The sequence below is a fragment of the Nonomuraea sp. NPDC048901 genome (genome assembly GCF_040649695.1).
In the GTDB taxonomy this organism is placed as follows: Bacteria; Actinomycetota; Actinomycetes; order Streptosporangiales; family Streptosporangiaceae; genus Nonomuraea.
Window position 1 is genome coordinate 903,073 of the sequence record NZ_JBEZFW010000002.1, and the last position, 17,755, is coordinate 920,827.

At 71.5% G+C, this 17,755-nt stretch carries 17 protein-coding genes; 10 read left to right on the forward strand and 7 right to left on the reverse strand.

Features of this window, described 5'->3' with window-relative positions:
- Genes AB0C30_RS09210 through AB0C30_RS09220 form a run of 3 tightly spaced genes read right to left on the reverse strand, consistent with a single transcriptional unit; the run spans nt 1 to nt 3,399 of the window.
- Nucleotides 1-792: a carbon-nitrogen hydrolase family protein gene (locus tag AB0C30_RS09210; protein WP_357941270.1), complete on the reverse strand. Its 792-nt coding sequence runs from the start codon at nt 790-792 to the stop codon at nt 1-3.
- Nucleotides 752-1,684 carry a DUF418 domain-containing protein gene (locus tag AB0C30_RS09215; protein ID WP_357941272.1) on the reverse strand — a complete coding sequence of 311 codons (933 nt, stop codon included), beginning with the start codon at nt 1,682-1,684 and terminating at the stop codon, nt 752-754. The genes AB0C30_RS09210 and AB0C30_RS09215 overlap by 41 nt, the downstream gene beginning before the upstream one ends.
- On the reverse strand, nt 1,681-3,399 hold the full coding sequence (locus AB0C30_RS09220; protein WP_357941274.1) for an alpha/beta hydrolase: 1,719 nt from the start codon (nt 3,397-3,399) through the stop codon (nt 1,681-1,683). Before AB0C30_RS09220 ends, AB0C30_RS09215 begins: the two co-directional genes overlap by 4 nt.
- 25 nt (nt 3,400-3,424) lie before the next feature.
- On the opposite strand from AB0C30_RS09220, the gene AB0C30_RS09225 reads away from it, so the two are divergent.
- The 3 genes from AB0C30_RS09225 to AB0C30_RS09235 all read left to right on the forward strand — a co-directional run bounded on the left by AB0C30_RS09225 (nt 3,425) and on the right by AB0C30_RS09235 (nt 5,829).
- Nucleotides 3,425-4,591 (forward strand): pyridoxal phosphate-dependent aminotransferase, encoded by a 1,167-nt coding sequence (locus AB0C30_RS09225; RefSeq protein ID WP_357941276.1) that lies wholly within the window; start codon nt 3,425-3,427, stop codon nt 4,589-4,591.
- Between the two features lie 121 nt (nt 4,592-4,712).
- Nucleotides 4,713-5,264 carry a peroxiredoxin gene (locus AB0C30_RS09230; protein WP_357941278.1) on the forward strand — a complete coding sequence of 184 codons (552 nt, stop codon included), beginning with the start codon at nt 4,713-4,715 and terminating at the stop codon, nt 5,262-5,264.
- 28 nt (nt 5,265-5,292) lie between these two features.
- Complete coding sequence (locus AB0C30_RS09235; RefSeq protein ID WP_357941280.1) at nt 5,293-5,829, forward strand: carboxymuconolactone decarboxylase family protein; 537 nt, start codon at nt 5,293-5,295, stop codon at nt 5,827-5,829.
- A gap of 183 nt (nt 5,830-6,012) precedes the next feature.
- Here AB0C30_RS09235 and AB0C30_RS09240 read toward each other — a convergent pair whose 3' ends face one another.
- The 3 genes from AB0C30_RS09240 to AB0C30_RS09250 all read right to left on the reverse strand — a co-directional run bounded on the left by AB0C30_RS09240 (nt 6,013) and on the right by AB0C30_RS09250 (nt 9,236).
- Nucleotides 6,013-7,128, reverse strand: a complete 1,116-nt coding sequence (locus AB0C30_RS09240) for an FUSC family protein (protein WP_357941282.1) — start codon at nt 7,126-7,128, stop codon at nt 6,013-6,015.
- A gap of 337 nt (nt 7,129-7,465) precedes the next feature.
- Complete coding sequence (locus tag AB0C30_RS09245) at nt 7,466-8,542, reverse strand: FUSC family protein (protein ID WP_357941284.1); 1,077 nt, start codon at nt 8,540-8,542, stop codon at nt 7,466-7,468.
- A gap of 10 nt (nt 8,543-8,552) precedes the next feature.
- Nucleotides 8,553-9,236: an alpha/beta fold hydrolase gene (locus tag AB0C30_RS09250; protein ID WP_357941286.1), complete on the reverse strand. Its 684-nt coding sequence runs from the start codon at nt 9,234-9,236 to the stop codon at nt 8,553-8,555.
- Between the two features lie 184 nt (nt 9,237-9,420).
- Here AB0C30_RS09250 and AB0C30_RS09255 point away from each other — a divergent pair, with 184 nt between their 5' ends.
- The 7 genes from AB0C30_RS09255 (at nt 9,421) to AB0C30_RS09285 (ending at nt 15,449) form a co-directional block, all read left to right on the forward strand.
- A complete protein-coding gene (locus AB0C30_RS09255) occupies nt 9,421-10,524 on the forward strand; it encodes a ring-opening amidohydrolase (protein WP_357941288.1) in 1,104 nt (367 codons plus the stop codon).
- 11 nt (nt 10,525-10,535) lie between these two features.
- Nucleotides 10,536-11,063 (forward strand): SseB family protein, encoded by a 528-nt coding sequence (locus AB0C30_RS09260; protein WP_357941290.1) that lies wholly within the window; start codon nt 10,536-10,538, stop codon nt 11,061-11,063.
- A gap of 10 nt (nt 11,064-11,073) precedes the next feature.
- Nucleotides 11,074-11,709, forward strand: a complete 636-nt coding sequence (locus AB0C30_RS09265) for an A24 family peptidase (protein ID WP_357941292.1) — start codon at nt 11,074-11,076, stop codon at nt 11,707-11,709.
- Between the two features lie 43 nt (nt 11,710-11,752).
- Nucleotides 11,753-12,934 (forward strand): chorismate synthase, encoded by a 1,182-nt coding sequence (gene aroC / locus AB0C30_RS09270; RefSeq protein ID WP_357941294.1) that lies wholly within the window; start codon nt 11,753-11,755, stop codon nt 12,932-12,934.
- Entirely contained in the window at nt 12,931-13,431 is a 501-nt protein-coding gene (locus AB0C30_RS09275; RefSeq protein WP_357941296.1) for a shikimate kinase, read from the forward strand. Before aroC ends, AB0C30_RS09275 begins: the two co-directional genes overlap by 4 nt.
- Nucleotides 13,428-14,504 carry a 3-dehydroquinate synthase gene (gene aroB / locus AB0C30_RS09280; protein ID WP_357941298.1) on the forward strand — a complete coding sequence of 359 codons (1,077 nt, stop codon included), beginning with the start codon at nt 13,428-13,430 and terminating at the stop codon, nt 14,502-14,504. Before AB0C30_RS09275 ends, aroB begins: the two co-directional genes overlap by 4 nt.
- Nucleotides 14,505-14,690: 186 nt before the next feature.
- Nucleotides 14,691-15,449, forward strand: coding sequence for an SGNH/GDSL hydrolase family protein (locus AB0C30_RS09285; RefSeq protein ID WP_357941300.1), 759 nt, complete (start codon nt 14,691-14,693; stop codon nt 15,447-15,449).
- A gap of 94 nt (nt 15,450-15,543) precedes the next feature.
- Here the strand turns inward: AB0C30_RS09285 and AB0C30_RS09290 are convergent, their stop codons facing one another.
- A complete protein-coding gene (locus tag AB0C30_RS09290) occupies nt 15,544-17,514 on the reverse strand; it encodes an ATP-dependent DNA helicase (RefSeq protein ID WP_357941302.1) in 1,971 nt (656 codons plus the stop codon).
- Nucleotides 17,515-17,755 lie beyond the last annotated feature (241 nt).

Sequence of the window (17,755 nt, forward strand, 5' to 3'; positions counted from 1 at the left end):
TTACGATCGCTTGACACCTAGTACGCGATGTTCGAGGCACGGCAGGGCGGTCCTGGCCGCTGCGGTCACTTCTGGATCCACCTCCACGAGCTGAATGCCCGGATTGGTGCCCAGATCGGCGCGGACTACACCGAGCGGGTCGACCAACATGCTGCGGCCCACCCCGAAACCGTCGGTCGACTCGGCCGGATTGGGTGCCTGGCCGACGGCGGCGGTCCATGTCGTGTTCTCCAGCGCCCGCGCCCGGACCAGCGTGGTCCAGTGGTCCTCCTTGAGCGGGCCCGATCCCCACGCGGCGATGACCGCGAACAGCTCGGCGCCCTGGTCGACCAGCGCTCTGGCCAGCTCGGGGAAGCGGACGTCGTAGCAGGTGATCAGCCCGACACGGAGCCCCGCGAGCTCCACCACCGTGGGCTCGGCGCCGGGGGCGACCAGCTCGGATTCCTTCGCGCCGAAGGAGTCGAACAGGTGGATCTTCCGGTAGGCGGCCTTGACGGAGCCGTGCGCGTCGATGGCCACGGCGGTGTTGTGCACCCGGCCGGAGCCCGGCTCGAACACACCGGCGATCACCGCGAGGCCGTGCTCGCGGGCCGCCTGCGCCACGCCGGACACGAACGGCCCGTCGAGCGGTTCGGCCAGGTCGGTGATGCGGCTGCCGTAGCGGGTCAGCGTCGCCTCGGGGAAGATCGCCAGGTCGGCGCCTTCGGCCTTGGCGAGCGCTTCGCGGACCCTCTTGAGGTTGGCAGACGGGTCAGGAGACACCGGGATCTGGCAGAGGGCGATTCTGGTCACGGCCCGACTCTAACCGGTTGGGCACCCGTCGAAACCAGGTCAGGCATCGCCAGATCCACTCGAGCGGGCCGTACCTGAATCTCGTCAGCCACCAGGCGCTGAACGGAATCTGTACGGCCAGCGTCGCCACGGTGATCACGAGCACCCACCAGCGTGTGGGATCGGTCTTGAGCAGGTGGGTCGTCAGGGCGATCACCAGCGTGCCGGAGATGTAGTTGGTCAGCGCCATCCGCCCGAGCGGCTCCAGCGCCGCCGACAGCGGTGCCGACCACCGGGTCCGCAGGACCAGCAGCAGGCCGGTGGAGTAGGCGGCGGCCCCGGCGAGCGCGGCCGTGCTGTAGACGGTCCAGTTGTGGTTGGTGGTCCAGGCGGCGGTGAGCAGGGCGGAGGCCAGCGCGCTGACCGCGAAGACCGGCAGCAGCAGCCGCCCGGACGGGCGCGACTCCATCAGCGCCATGCCGAGCAGGAACAGCGCCGGGATGAGATATGGCCCGGCCCCGACCGACACCGTCCACACGACCGCGGCCACCCCGAGGATCACCATGGGCAGGCCGCCGGCCAGGAACGAGGCGGGCAGCAGCACCAGCGCCCCGAACGCCGCGTAGGCCGTCAGCACCTCGCCGCTGTAGAACGTCCGCTGGAGCAGCCCGAAGCACAGCAGCCAGAACAGCCGGCGCAGCAGCACCCACCGCCCGGCCCGCTCCAGGACCAGGACGAAGCTGATGCCGAACAGCAGCGAGAAGATCGGGTAGAACCGGCTCTGGAACAGCGCGTCGATGGTCCAGTCGATGCCGTTCTTGGGCTCGTGCACGGCGTGCTGCCAGGTGTTGACCAGCATGATGCCGCCCACCGCGAAGCCGCGGAGCGCGTCGAGCTCTCGGATACGCCTCACAGGATCCAGGCGAACCACCATACGAGGAATCCGGCCGCCGTGACCGCGGCCACCGCCTGCGGCCATCCCCGCCGCAGCGCGAGCGCGCCGAGCGTCAGTACGGCCGAGCCGACCGCCACCCAGGTGTACGGCCAGGCCGAGGCGGGCAGGCCGACGGCCAGCGCGGTCTCGTTCTCCTTGAGCATGCCCCACACCGCCGAGCCGAGCAGCCCCGTGAACGCCGTCCCCGCCAGCCCGGCGAAGGCGGCCAGCGCCCGGCCCTTCAGCGCGCCCGCGACCAGCTGGATCAGCGACACCAGCGCGAACAGCGCCAACGGGGCGGCCAGCCAGGGCGACAGCGAGATCTGGTAGGGGGCGCCGGTCACGTGTACGTCGCCGGGGTTCAGCCGGGGGTAGACGGTCGCCTTCTCGGGCGAGCAGGGTGCGGCCGCCCCGCCTGACGGGGTGTCCACGAAGGCCAGGATGTGGCGGCGGGCGCAGGCGTTGGCCAGGAACACCGCGTGGCCCGTGCCCGCGAACTCCACGAAGCGGGCGTTGGGCAGGCTCTTGGCGGCGGGCTCGCTGGTCCTGGTCGGCGTCGTGGGGTCGTACTGGCCGCCCACCACGAGCACCGGGGCCTTCGTGGTGGCGTTGACGGGTGCCGACTTGGGAAGCTTCCAAGCATCACACACCGCTTTGTCACTATTTACGGTGAAAAGTCGGGATTTTGTGGCGAATGTGTTGAACGGGACCTCGTCCTGGCACTGCACCGCGTTGTACAGCCCGAACTCGTGGGAGACCAGCCCGTCGCCCACCGCGTCGGCGAGCGGGCGCAGCAGCTCGTCATGGCCCTTGCTCAGCGCGTCGATCATCGCCGGCGCCACGGCGAGCACGTCGGCCTCGTGCAGCGCCTCCGCCATGATCGTCGAGACGTCGTCGCCGGTCAGCCGGGCGGTGAAACCCGTGCCGAGCAGCGGATCCGTGGTCGGCACCCGGGCCGGGCGGGCGTTCAACCGCTTCACCATCGCCTCGAACGGCTCGCGCAGACCCAGCTTGGCCACGGTGTCGGTTAAGTTGCGGTCGGCGTCGTCGTACCAGCCGACCTTCTCCGGCAGGTACGAGTCGAGCACCACCGAGCGCACGCCCGCCGGGTCGGCGGCGGCCACGTCCATCATCACCCGGGTCGAGTAGCTGACCCCGAATAGGTTCCAGGTGGGGTAGCCGAGCGCCTTGCGCAGCGCGACGACGTCCGCGGCGATCTCCTTGGTGTTGTAGCCGCGCAGGTCCACGCCCTGCTGCGTGAGCCGCTCCCGGCACTTCAGCGCGGCGGCGCCGACGTCGGCCGACGGCTCGCGCAGCCGGTCCAGCATCGCCTCGGCCGTCTCCGGGCAGCCCAGGGTCGGCTGGGAGTATTTGCTGCCGCGCTGCTCGACAGCCACCACGTCACGGTCGGGGAACATCTGGCTCAAGAACCCCGTGAGCTGCATCGACGCCGAGGCCGGGCCGCCGCTCATGTAGACGACCGGGTCGGGCTTGCGGTCCTTGGCCGTCGAGGCGTGCACGGCGTAGCCGACCTTGATGGTCTTGCCCGGCGTGTCCCTTCGCTCAGGGACGACCAGGAAACCGCAGGTCGTATTGTCGGGCATGGCGACGGGACACGCGCTCTTCTCGACACCGCCCGGACCCATGACGGGCGGCGCGGAGAGGGCGAGTGCGAGGAGGACCCGAATGATCACGGGAAGAGACTAATAGTGTGGGGCCGTGACGGAACCACTTGTATCTCGGATGCGGGCCTTCGGTACGACGATTTTCGCGGAGATGAGCGCGCTGGCCGTACAGACCAGCTCGATCAACCTTGGGCAGGGATTCCCCGACACCGACGGGCCCGCGGCGATGCTCGACCGGGCGGTGCAGGCCATCGTGTCCGGCGCCAACCAGTACCCACCCGGCCCCGGCGTCCCTGAGCTGCGGCAGGCCGTCTCCGAGCACCGGGCCGACCACTACGGCCTCGACTACGCGGCCGACGGCGAGATCCTGGTAACCGTGGGGGCCACCGAGGCGATCGCGGCCAGCGTGCTGGCGCTGTGCGAGGCGGGCGACGAGGTGATCGCCTTCGAGCCCTACTACGACTCCTACGCCGCCTCCATCGCGCTGGCCGGGGCCCGGCTGGTCGCGGTGACCATGCGGCCGGTGGAGGGACGATTCACCTTCGACCCGGACGAACTACGCGCCGCCGTCACGCCGCGTACCCGGGCGATCCTTGTCAACTCCCCGCACAACCCGACCGGGACCGTGTTCACCCGCGCCGAGCTGACCGTCATCGCCGAGCTCTGCCAGGAGGCCGGGCTGACCGCGATCACCGACGAGGTCTACGAGCACCTGACGTTCGACGGCGTCGAGCACATCCCGCTGGCGACGCTTCCCGGCATGCGCGAACGCACGGTGATGATCTCCTCGGCGGGAAAGACGTTCTCCGTCACCGGGTGGAAGACGGGCTGGATCTGCGCCCCCGCCTCGCTGATCACGGCGGTGCAGACGGTCAAGCAGTTCCTCACCTTCACCGCGAGCGCGCCGTGGCAGCTCGCGGTCGCCTATGGCCTGCGCAACGAGCTGGAGTGGGTCTCGGCGCTGTGCGACGGGCTGGGACACAAGCGGGACCGGCTGATGGACGGGCTGGCGGCGGCCGGGTTCGAGGTGCTCAGGCCGTCGGGAACGTACTTCGTGCAGACCGACATCCGGCCCCTGGGCTTCGAGGACGGGCTGGAACTGACGCGGCGGCTGCCGGAGCTGGTGGGGGTGGTGGCCATCCCGACGCAGGTCTTCTACGACCACCCGGACCGGGGCAGGCACTTCGTCCGGTTCGCGTTCTGCAAGAAGGACGAGGTCATCGACGAGGCGGTCACCCGGCTCAAGCGCCTGTCGGCCTGACGACCTCCCGGAAGTGTAGTTATTCGGCTACGGCGAGGAATGAGCGCAGGTGAGCTAGGGTAGGAGCCGCCCCCAAACAGGGATCGCCTCTGGGCCCCGACCCCCCGAAGGAGACGGAATCGTGCTCACCGTCGGTGACCGCTTTCCCGAATACGCGCTCAAGGCGTGCGTCGGCCTCGACCCCGAGCGGGCGTTCGCGGAGATCGACCACAAGACCTACGAGGGCAAGTGGCGCGTCGTGTTCTTCTGGCCGAAGGACTTCACCTTCGTCTGCCCGACCGAGATCGCCGAGTTCGGCCGGCTCAACGGCGAGTTCGCCGACCGCGACACGCGGGTGCTCGGCGTCTCCGTCGACTCCGAGTACGTCCACCACGCCTGGCGCAAGCACCACGACGACCTGCGCGACCTGCCGTTCCCGATGCTGAGCGACGTCAAGCGCGAGCTGAGCGGCGCGTGCGGGGTGCTCGGCGAGGACGGCACGGCCCAGCGGGCCACGTTCATCGTCGACCCGCACAACGAGATCCAGTTCACGATGGTGACCGCCGGATCCGTGGGCCGCAACGTCAAGGAGGTCCTGCGGGTCCTCGACGCCCTGCAGTCCGACGAGCTGTGCCCCTGCAACTGGACCAAGGGCGAGGCCGGTCTCGACGCGCGGATGCTGCTGGCCCAGTGAGCGAGCTGACCTACGGACACGGTGGCGCATGAGCATCGAGGAGCTGAAGGCGGCGCTGCCCGGCTACGCCAAGGACATCAGGCTCAACCTGGGCTCGGTCACGACCACCTCGCCGCTGACCGACCAGCAGCTGTGGGGCACGGTGCTGGCGAGCGCGCTGGCCACCAGGTCCGGGCGGGTCATCGCCGCGGTCTGCGAGGAGGCCGCCGGCAAGCTGTCGGCGGAGGCGTTCACCGCCGCCAAGGCCGCCGCCTCGATCATGGCGATGAACAACGTCTACTACCGGGCCACCCACCTCATCGGCGACGAGACGTACGCGACGCTGCCCGCCCGGCTCAGGATGACCGTGATGGGCGATCCGGGCGTGGACCGGGGCGACTTCGAGCTGTGGTGCCTGGCGGTCTCCGCGATCAACGGCTGCGGCCGGTGCCTGGAGTCGCACGAGCGGGTGCTGCGCGGCTCCGGCCTGCCACGCGAGCACATCCAGGAGGCGCTGCGCGTGGCCGCCGTGATCAACGCCACCGCCGCCACCCTCGAAGCCGAAGCGGCCCTGATCACGATCTGACGGCCGCCGCTCTGACGGTCGCCGGTCGGTTGGCCGCCGGTCGGTTGGTGGCCGGTCGGGCGGTGGCCGGGTCGCGCGGTCAGGGTCGTGCGGTCGCGCGGTCGCGCGGTGGCCGGTCGGGCGGTCGCCGTCCGCGCTTCCGTGGCGGAGGTGGGCTCTCCGGGTGTCCACCTCCGCCACGGTTCAGCCCTTGGCGCTGTTGGTGTCGTTCGCGTCCTCGACCTGCGGCGCGTCCAGTGGGGTCAGCGTCGCCGTCGCCTCCTCGTGGTCCATCCCGGTGGCCTGGAGCAGGTCCACGGCGATGGAGCGCAGTTGCGCGATGATGACGTGCGCCGAGAAGCCCAGCCGTTCGGGACGCTCCCGCGCCGCGACGGCGAGCAGCGCCTGCCGGGCCAGCATGGGCTCGCGGCCGGCCGCCAGTTCGAGCTGGAGCAGCAGCGCCGCCTCCGACACCTCGCGCATCGCCTCGGCCAGCGAGGTCGGCGGCGGGCTCGTCTCGCCCAGTGCCGCCAGCGTCCGGCGGGCCAGCACCCTGGCGTTGCGCAGGGCCAGGTCCACCGGCACGGCCACGGTCTCGTACCTGGCCAGGCGGCCACGGCGGTGCCAGTGCAGCGGCGAGATCAGCGTGATCTCCTTGCTGGTCTCCACCGCCTGCTCGAACTCCGCGACCGCCGCCTGGGTGTTGCGCGCCTCCTCCAGCGCCTCGGCGGCCAGGTCCACGTCGCGTTTCTCGATCGCCTCCGCGGCCCGTTCGAGCACCGTGGACAGCGCGTCGAGCACGCCCGACAGGTGCTTGGCGGCGATCGTGAAGGGGCTGGCCGGAAGCAGCGCCGCCGTGGCGATGCCGATGACGCCGCCGGTGAGCGCGTCGGCCATCCGATCCCAGCCCCCGGCGCCGTCCGCGGGCACCAGGGCGGCGACGAGTACCGCGGACGACCCGGCCTGCGCCACGAAGAGCGCCCCGCTGTTCAGCAGCACCGCGGCGGTCATCGCCAGCGCGACCACCAGCATGATCTGCCAGGCGCCCGAGCCGATCCAGGACACCAGCAGGTCGCCGACGCCGACGCCGAGGCTGACCCCGACCACGAGCTCGGCCACCCGGCGCAACCGCTGCCCGAGGCCCACGCCGACGCAGATCAGCACGGAGATCGGCGCGAAGAACGGGCGAGGGTGGTCGAGCAACTGGATGGCGACGGTCCAGGCGAGCGCCGCGCCGACCGCGCACTGCGCGATGGAGGGCGCCATCAGGCCGAACCCGCTCAGCCGTTCCCGTACATGATCGCTGAGCCTCGTTCGCACCCCTCTACCTTGGCGGATCTTTGTGACATTAAGGTCACATTGCCCGTATTCGGGCGTGTCGGCAGGTTCGCCGACCGGCCGTTCTTCCGCTCCCCCGAAGGCCGGACACCCGTTCTTCCGCTCCCCCGAAGGGGGATCCCTCCAGAAGGACCTCAGCCGGTACGGGCCGTCTGCTTCTTCGCCCCCGGAGGGTGATCCCACCTGAAGGACCCCAGCCGCCACGGACCGTTTTCGTCTTCGCCCCCCGGAGGGGGTATCTCTCCCAAAGGACCCAGCCGCCACGGACCGTCACAGAGACCGAGACGGTCGTGGGACGAATCCCCAGGGGGTCACCGCGCTAGGGGACGTCCTCTTCGCCCGTGTCCAGGGGCGGGAGGGCGGCCATCGCCTGTTCGCGGTCGCCGCCGCTAGCTTGGAGCAGGTCCACCACGATCGACCGGTACTGCGCGACCATCACCCCGGCCGAGAACCCCCATCGCTCATCCGCCACCTGCCGCGACGCCACCGCCAGGATCGCCTCGCGGGCCCGATCCGGCTCGTGCCCCAGGGCCAGCTCCTCCCGGAGCAGCTGGGTCGCGTCGGCCAGGTCGCGCAGCGCGCCCGGCATCCAGGCGGGCGGCGGGCTCTGCCCCTCGAGGGCCACGACGGCCCGCCTGGCCAGGACCCTGGCGTTCCTGACCGCGTGATCGAGCGGTACGGCGGCCCTCTCGTACCCCTCCAGCCGGTGGCGGCTCTGCCAGTGCAGCGGTGAGATGGTGGCGATCTCCCAGCTGGTCCCCAGCGCTTGCCGGAAGGTGTCCACGCTCGTCTGCGTCCCCCGCGCGGCCTCCAGCGCCTCGGCCGCCAGGCCGGGGTCAGACTTCTCGATCGCCTCCGCGATCCGCCGCAGCGCGTCGCCCAGCGCCTCGAACATCCCCGACGCCTGCCTGGCCACCAGGGCGAACGGGCTGGCCGGCAGGAGGGCCATCGCGATGATCCCCATGACACCGCCGACCAGCGCGTCGAGCATCCTGTTGACCCCGCCGACGCCCGTCGGGGGCAGCAGGGTGGCGACGAGTACCGCCGAGGACCCGGCCTGCAGGACGATCAGGGAACCGCTGTCCAGGAGCACGCCCATGGCCATCGCCAGCGCCACCACGAGCGCGATCTGCCAGGCGCCCGAGCCGATCCAGGACACCAGCACGTCGCCGACTCCCACGCCGAGGCTGACCCCGACGACCATCTCGACCATCCGGCGCCGCCGCTGCCCGAGGCCCACGCCGATGCAGATGATCACCGCGATCGGCGCGAAGAACGGGCTGGGGTGCCCAAGTACGTCCTTGGCCACCAACCAGGCCAGCGCCGCGGCCACGGCACACTGCCCGACCGTCGGCGCCATCAGGACCAGCCTGCTCAGCCGGCGTTTCACCTGCACGAACCCTCGCCTACCCAGCTTGCGGCGCTCCATCGGCCAGGAACTCGTCCACGGCCCGCAGGAACGCCGCCCGCGCGGAGACGTGGATGAGATGCCCGACCTCGATCGTGACCAGCTCGGCCCCCGGAATCCGCTCGGCCACCGCCTCGACGTCGAGATGGCTGGCCCCCGACAGGACCAGCGTCGGCGCGGTGATCGAGGCGAGCCCTTCGGCCCACGCCGGATCGGGCGCGAGGAACTGCCGCTCGGTCTCGTGCACCATCCGCCAGTCGAAGCCGGGCGACTCGCCCTCCTCCACGATCGGCGGGCGGTTCTTCATCGCGTACGGCGGCGCCGGATCCTCCAGGACCAGCCGCTCGACGCGATCGGGCCACGTCATGGCCACGAGATAGGCCACCGCTCCGCCCAGCGAGTGCCCCACCAGCGTCGCCCGCTCGAAACCCAGCTCGTCCAGCAGCGCGACGACGTCGCGCGCCATGTCGGCCAGCGCGTACGCGCCCGGGTAGTCGCTGGCGCCGTGCCCCCGCAGGTCGATGGCGAAGACGTGATAGCGGGCGGCGAAGTGCTGGGTGATGCCGTTCCAGTCGTTGTGGTCGGCGGTCCGCCCGTGGATGAGCACCAGCGGGGGAGCGGCCGGGTCGCCCTCCTCGCGATAGACGAGCTTGATCCCGTTTACGTGCGCTTCGCGAATCACACCGGTGACCCTATCCCCGAGGCCGGCCGCCACGTTGGGCAGACATTGCCGGTGAGAGCCCGATCGGCTGGTGGATAGCGTGTTCTGCGTGCCGCCGGGGTAGGTCTGGGAGTCGCGCGTGTTCGCCACCGAACCGCCGAACCGCCGAACTGCTGAACCGCCGAATCGTCGAATAGGGGTTGTGATGCCGGATCCGATAGAAGTGCGCAAGGTGCCGATCGAGAGCGTGACGGACGCCTCCGGCCTGGCCCGGCTGATCGACGACGGGGTGATCGAGGCGCACCGGGTGCTCGCGGTGATCGGCAAGACCGAGGGCAACGGGGGTGTGAACGACTACACCCGGATCCTGGCCGACCGGGCTTTCCGTGAGGTGCTGGCGGCCAAGGGGCATCCGGCGCCGGAGACCGTACCCCTGGTGTGGTCCGGAGGGACGGACGGCGTGCTCAGCCCGCACGCCACCGTGTTCGCCACCACCGACCCGGCCGGCGCGCCGCGATCGGATGAGCCGCGCGTGTCGGTCGGCGTGGCGATGAGCGACGTGATCCTCCCGGAGGACATCGGCCGCCCGGCGATGGTGGAGAAGGTCGCGGCCGGGGTGCGCGAGGCGATGAAGATCGCGGGCATCGACGACCCGCGCGACGTCCACTACGTGCAGACCAAGACGCCCCTGCTCACCCTGGCCACCATCACCGACGCCAAGAGCCGTGGCCAGGACACCGCCATCGAGGAGACCGGCCCCTCCATGGACTTGTCGAACTCCACCACGGCCCTCGGCATCGCCGTCGCCCTCGGCGAGATCGAACCGCCGCGGGCCGACCAGATCCACAAGGACCTGTCCCTGTACTCCTCGGTGGCCTCGTGCTCGTCCGGGGTCGAGCTGGACCGGGCGCAGATCGTGCTGGTGGGCAACGTACGGGGAATCGGCGGGCGCTACCGGATCGGCCACGGCGTGATGCGGGACGCCCTGGACGCCGACGGCATCTGGGACGCGATCCGCGACTCCGGCCTTCCGCTCCCCGAGCGGCCGCACCACACCGACCTCGGCGAGCGCCTGGTGAACGTCTTCATGAAGTGCGAGGCCGACCCCTCGGGCCGGGTCCGGGGGCGGCGCAACATCATGCTCGACGACTCCGACGTGCACTGGCACCGCCAGATCAAGGCCACGGTGGGGGGAGTGGCGGCGGCGGTCACCGGCGATCCGGCGGTGTTCGTCTCGGTCGCCGCGGTTCACCAGGGCCCGTCGGGCGGCGGCCCGGTCGCCGCCATCGCCGACCTGGGACAAGGGTAGTCTCGGGCGTTGTGCCCAGCATTCCGCAGCCACTCGACCCCGGCGACGACGGCACGGCCGCGCCCGCCGTGGCCGCCGCCCTGGCCTCCTACGAGCGAGGCGCGGCGGATGCCACCGAGGTGCTCAACGCCCTGACCGGCGCCCGGCTCCTTGTCCCCGTGGTCGCCCTGCTGACCGAGTCCGAGATGGGGGAGCATGGGCTGCGCCAGGAGAAGGAGAGCGAGATGGCGCTCCCCAAGCTCGTCGGCAAGGACGGCAGGGAGGCGGTGCCGGCGTTCACGGGCGCCGAGTCCCTGGCCAGATGGCGCCCCGACGCCCGGCCGATCCAGGCCACCCTGCTCCAGGTCTGCCGGGCCGCCGCCGGTGAGCGGGTCGCGGCGGTCGTGGTGGACGTGGCGGGGCCGGTGCCGTTCGTGATCGAGGGCGGCGTGCTGGAAGCGCTCGCCGCCGTCGAGTCCGGCACGCTCGACGAGGTCTCCGGCGTGACCGTGGCCCACGTCGAGCCGGTACGCAAGCGCCGCTGGTTCTCCAGGAAGTAGGGTTCGGCGAGTGGTGGCACTCGTCACGCTCCTCGGCCTGATCGTCGGCCGCTACATCAGGACGCTCGCCGGCTGCTTCGTACCGAACCCCCCGGACACCCGCGAGGAGGCCCACGCCGCCCTGGACGCCGTGCTGCGCACGGTGCCCGTGCCGCGCTGGCCGCCCACCGTCGAGGTGGCCACCGCCGCCGTCGCCGCCCTGGTCGCCTGGCGCGCGGGCCTGCCGTACGTCTACTTCGCCCTGGCCGGTACGGCCCTGGCGCTCATCGACTGGCGGACCACGAGGCTGCCCGACGTGATCACGCTGCCGTCGTACCCGATCCTGGCGCTGACCCTGCTGCCCACGGGGGAACTGCCCAGGGCGCTGCTGGGCGCGCTGGCGCTGGCCGCCGCGTACGCCGTGCTCTGGTTCGCCCGCCCGGAGGCGATGGGTCTGGGCGACGTCAAGCTCGCCGGGCTGATCGGCATGGCGGCCGCGGCGATGAGCTGGCAGGCGTGGGTCGTCGCGGCCGTCGCGGGCCAGCTGTCAGGCGCTCTCTACGCCATCGTCCTGCTCGTCACCAGACGCGCCACTCGCGACACACAGTTCCCTTTCGGCCCGTTCATGCTGCTCGGCGCCTTCACGGCGCTCTGTCTCGGCCAGTGAACACCGGACATCCCACTAGGCGGCACGTGGAAGACTTGTACGCATGTTGCGCTGGTTGACCGCCGGAGAGTCCCACGGCCCCGAGCTCGTAGCCGTCATGGAAGGCCTGCCGGCCGGGGTCGAGGTGACCACGGCCGCCATAGACGAGGCCCTGCGCCGCCGCCGGCTCGGCTATGGCCGCGGCGCCCGGATGAAGTTCGAGCAGGACCAGGTGACGATCGCCGGCGGCGTCCGGCACGGCCGCACGATGGGCAGCCCGATCGCCGTCCGCATCGGCAACACCGAGTGGCCCAAGTGGGAGAAGGTCATGTCGGCCGACCCGGTCGACCCGGCCGAGCTCGACGGCCTGGCCAGGAACGCCCCCAGGTCGCGCCCCAGGCCGGGCCACGCCGACCTGGCCGGGATGCAGAAATACGGCTTCGACGACGCCCGCCAGGTCCTCGACCGGGCCAGTGCCCGCGAGACCGCGGCCCGTGTCGCGCTCGGCGAGGTGGCCAGGCGCTTCCTGAAGCAGGCGCTCGGCGTCGACATCGTCAGCCACGTCACCTCCATCGGCGGCGCCCAGACGCCCACCGAAAACCTGCCGGGCCCCAACGACCTGGCGCGCATCGACGCCGACCCCGTCAGGTGCGCCGACCCCGAGGGCAGTGCCGCGATGGTCGCCGTCATCGACCAGGCACACAAGGAGGGCGACACGCTCGGCGGCGTCGTCGAGGTGCTCGCCTACGGCCTGCCGCCCGGCCTGGGCAGCTACACCCACTGGGACCGCCGCCTCGACTCCCGGCTGGCCGGAGCGCTCATGGGCATCCAGGCCATCAAGGGTGTGGCGGTCGGCGACGGCTTCGAGACCGCGCGCCGGCCCGGCTCGCGCGCCCACGACGAGATCGAATACACCGCGGCCGACGGCGTCAAGCGCATCACCAACCGCGCGGGCGGCGTCGAGGGCGGCATGACCAACGGCGAGATCCTGCGGGTCAGCGCCGCGATGAAGCCCATCTCCACCGTCCCGCGGGCGCTGGCCACGATCGACGTCAAGACCGGCGAGGCGGCCAAGGCGCACCACGAGCGTTCCGACGTCTGCGCGGTCCCGGCCGCGGGCATCGTCGCCGAGGCCATGGTCGCGCTGGTGCTGGCCGACGCGGCGCTCGAGAAGTTCGGAGGCGACTCCGTCGAGGAGGTCGCCCGCAACCTGTCCGGCTACCTGTCATCGATGGTGATCAAATGATCAAGGCCGTGCTGATCGGCCCCCCGGGGTCCGGCAAGACCACCCTCGGCCGCCTGCTCGCCGGCCTGCTCGGCGTGTCGTTCCGCGACACCGACGCCGACGTCGAGGCCACCGCGGGCAAGCCCGTCGCCGACATCTTCATCGAGGAGGGCGAGGCCCGCTTCCGCGAGCTCGAGCTGCTGGCCGTACGTAAGGCGCTGGCCGAGCACGACGGCGTGCTGGCCCTGGGCGGCGGCGCGGTGCTCAACGAGGAGGCGCAGCGGCTCCTGGCCGGCCAGCCGGTCGTCTACCTCCAGGTCGGCCTGTCCGACGCGGTCCAGCGGGTGGGCCTGGCCTCCGCCCGGCCGCTGCTCGTGCTCAGCCCGCGCAGCCAGCTGAAGAAGCTCATGGAGGAGCGCCGCCCGATCTACGAGCGGCTCGCCGTCCTGACGGTCGTGACCGACAAGCGCGAGCCCGCCGAGCTGGCCGAAGAGATCATGAAGGGGCTCCCGTCGTGAGCGCGACCAGGATCGCCGTCCGCGGCGACAGCCCCTACGAGGTGGTGATCGGCACCGGCGTGCTGCCGGAGCTGGCCGGGCTGTTCAAGCCGGGCGTACGCACGGTCGCGGTCATCCACCCGGCGGGCCTGCCCGAGATCTCCCGCCCGGTCTGCGAGGCGCTGTCCGGCGCCGGATACGACGTGGTGGAGCTGCCCGTGCCCGACGGCGAGGCGGCCAAGTCGATCGAGGTGGCCGCCGAGCTCTGGTCCGCCCTGGGCCGCTACGGCGTGACCCGCTCCGATGCCGTCGTGGGCGTCGGCGGGGGAGCCACCACCGACCTGGCCGGGTTCATCGCCGCGACCTGGCTGCGCGGCGTCCAGGTGGTGCTGGTGCCGACGACCTTGCTGGCCATGGTCGACGCGGCGGTCGGCGGCAAGAACGGCATCGACACCCCCGAGGGCAAGAACCTCGTCGGCACCTTCCTGCCTCCGGCGGGCGTGCTGTGCGAGCTGAGCACGCTGTCGAGCATGCCGCGCGCCGACTACGCGGCCGGGCTCGCCGAGATCATCAAGGGCGGCTTCATCGCCGACCCCACCATCCTCATGCTGATCGAGGACGACCCCGACGCCGCCGCCACGCCCGAGGGGCCGCACACCCGCGAGCTCATCGAGCGGAAGATCCAGATCAAGGCCGACGTCGTCGGCGCCGACCTGCGCGAGGCCGGGCTGCGCGAGATCCTCAACTACGGTCACACGCTCGGCCACGCGATCGAGCGGGCCGAGCACTACACCATGCGCCACGGTGAGGCCATCGCCATCGGCATGGTGTTCGCCGCCGAGCTGTCCAGGCTCGACGGGCGCATCGGGATCGACCTGGTCGAGCGCACCCGGACGATCCTCACCTCGGTCGGCCTGCCCACGACCTACCGGGCCGACGCGTGGCCGCGACTGCGCGACCACATGCGGCTGGACAAGAAGAACCGGGGCGCCAAGCAGCGCTTCGTCGTGCTCGACGGGCTGGCGAAGCCGGGACGGTTGGAAGGGCCCTCCGAGGAGCTCCTGGAGGCCGCCTACCGGGCGGTCGGCCGGTGACGCTGCGGCAGCCAGCAGTGTCCCGGGCCGCAGAGCCGACGTCTTTTCCCCGATCGTCGTTCCTTAACCGTCTTCCGCTCGATTACTTTGCACGCGTGTGGGGGTGGCGGCGGGCGTGGCGGCGGGGTTCGCACTACAGTCAGATGTCCTGACGCACCACGGCACGGCGGAGATGAACAGCAGGTCATGAGGCAATATCGCTCTTTCGTGGCTCTTGGTGACAGCTTTACCGAAGGTCTCAACGACCCCGGCACCAACGGCCACTACCGTGGCTGGGCCGACCGGGTGGCCGAGCGGCTGGCGGCCGACGATCCGTCCTTCCGCTACGCGAACCTGGCCGTGCGCGGCCGGCTGCTCGAGCAGATCGCCACCGAACAGGTGCCGATCGCCGTCGAGATGGCGCCCGACCTCGTCAGCCTGTGCGCGGGCGGCAACGACCTGCTGCGGCCGGGCAGCGACCCCGACGTGATGGCCAAGCGGCTCGCCCGCGCCGTGCGCGACCTGCGGGCCACCGGCGCCGACGTGCTGCTGTTCACCGGCGTCGACCCGCGCGACACGCCGGTGATGCGGCGGCTGCGCGGTCGCTTCGCGATCTTCTATCTGCACGTACGCTCCATCGCCGACCTGTACGGGTGCCGGCTCGTCGACCAGTGGTCCATGCAGGGGCTGCGGGATTGGCGGGCGTGGAGCGAGGACCGGCTGCACATGAACCAGGACGGGCACCGCCTGGTGGCCGCCCGGGTCCTCGACGTGCTGGGCGTGCCGTTCGACGACTGGCACAAGGTGTGGCCCGAGCGCACCATAGACCCGCGCGCCCGGCGCCGCGAGGACGCGCAGTGGATCCGCGAGCACCTGGTGCCGTGGGTGACCCGCCGCCTGCGCGGCGCCTCCTCGGGCGACGGCCTTGACCCGAAACGCCCCGACCTCGCCCCCTGGGTCCACTGACCAGCCCAGCCCGCTGACCGGCACGGCCCGCTGACCGGCACGGCTCCCTGCCCAGCACGGCTCTCAAAACCCCTGCCGGGCAGGCGGGGGCGGGTCAGTCTTCCGTGGCCAGGCGCTTGAGGGCGGCTCGGGGGATCGCCGGGTCCGTGGTGCGCCAGAACGGTGGCAGGGAGCCCAGCAGGAAGCCGCTGTAGCGGGCGGTGGCCAGACGCGGGTCGAGGACGGCGATGACGCCCTTGTCGTGCTGGGCGCGCAGCAGCCGCCCGGTGCCCTGGGCGAGCAGCAGGGCGGCGTGCGTGGCGGCGACCGTCATGAAGCCGTTGCCGCCCTTGGCCGCCACGTGCCGTTGCCGGGCCGAGGTGAGCGGGTCGTCGGGGCGCGGGAACGGGACCCGGTCGATGATGACCAGCCGCAGCGACGGGCCGGGGACGTCGACGCCCTGCCACAGCGACAGCGTGCCGAACAGGCAGGTCGCCTCGTCCTCGGCGAACTGCTTGACCAGCAGCATCGTGGAGTCGTCGCCCTGGCACAGCAGCGGCACGTCGAGCCGGTCGCGCAGCGCCTCGGTGGCGGCCTTGGCGGCCCGCATCGAGGAGAACAGGCCGAGCGTGCGCCCGCCCGCCGCCTCGATCAGCTCGGCGATCTCGTCGAGGTAGGCCTGTGGCAGCCCGTCACGGCCCGGCTGTGGCAGGTGCTTGGCCACGTACAGGATGCCCGCCCGTGGATGGTCGAACGGCGAGCCGACGTCGATGCCCTGCCAGCCCTTGTCGCCCAGCCCCCACTGGCGGGCGAGGCCGTCGAAGGTGCCGCCGAGCGCCAGCGTGGCCGAGGTGAGGACCACGGTGCGGTCGCCGAAGAGCCGGTCGCGCAGCATGCCGCCCACGTTGAGCGGGGCCACCCGCAGCACGGGCGGGCGCCGGTCGGTGGCGCCCTCCAGCCACACCACCTCGGCCCGGTCCTCCTCCGAGGCGTGGCCGTAGGCCTCGAGCATGCGCACCGCCGTGTCGTGCACCTCGTCGAGCGCGGTGAAGGCGGCCTTGCGCTGGCCGGCTCTGTCCGGATCGTCCTTGTCGCCGCCGCGCGGGCCGAGCGCCGAGACGCACCGCGCCGAGGCGTCGCGCACCAGCGCCAGCGTGAGCCCGAGCACCTCGGGCAGTTCGTCGACGCGTCCGGGGGGAGCGGCGGCCAGCAGCGCCTTGAGGTCTTCGGCCGCCTCCATGAGCTGGTCGGCGATCGGCTGCTCGATGAGCCGGCCGACCCGGCGCACGGCGAGCGCGACCGAGCTCTCCGACAGCTCGGAGGTCACCACCGAGGTGACCCGGTCGACGAGTTCGTGGGCCTCGTCGACGACCACCATGGCGTGCTCGGGCAGCACCGGGATGTCGCCCATCGCGTCGATCGCCAGCAGCGCGTGGTTGGTGACGACCACGTCGACCTCGCCGGCCCGGCTCCTGGCCAGCTCGGCGAAGCACTCGGCGCCGCTGGGGCAGCGAGTGGCGCCCAGGCACTCCTGGGCGCTGACCGAGAACTGCCGCCACGCCTGCTCGTTGACCCCGGGCACCAGCTCGTCGCGATCGCCGGTCTCGGTCTCCTCGGCCCACTCCTGGATGCGCTGGACCATCCGGCCCGTCGCGCCGACCTCGCGGGGGTCGAAGAGCTGGTCCTGCTCGTCGTCCTCGGGCCAGCCCGCCGTCGCCTTGTAGCGGCACAGGTAGTTGCGCCGGCCCTTGAGGATCGCGAACGTCGGCTCGTGCGGCAGCTCCTTGCCGAGCGCCTCGGCCAGCCGTGGCAGGTCGCGGTCCACGAGCTGCCGCTGGAGCGCGATCGTGGCCGTCGAGATGACCACCGGCTTGTCGGCCTCCATGGCGTGCCTGATCGAGGGCACCAGGTAGGCGAGCGACTTTCCGGTGCCGGTGCCGGCCTGGACCGCCAGATGTTCCTCTTCTTCGATGGCCCGTTGTACGGCCTGCACCATCGTGATCTGGCCCCGCCGTTCGCTCCCTCCGAGAGCGCTGACCGCGATGCTGAGCAGTTCTTCGGCTGAGGGAAGATGGGAGTCCGGCACGGCAGTAAACGGTACCTGCAATCGGGGGTCGACGCGCCGAACGCCGTGTGATCGTGCAGACGCATCCCGGCGTTCTGGGACGTCCACAGCGGCTCGCGTGGCACACTGAACGATCGGAACTCCAACTGGCCCAAAAGACCTACCTGGAAGTGGCCAGTGGGGTATGAGGTCAGATGGGGAGAGCCGGTTCAGTAGGGTTTACCGGGGTTGAGTGGACGGATAAAGGCTGGTTAAAGCAGTA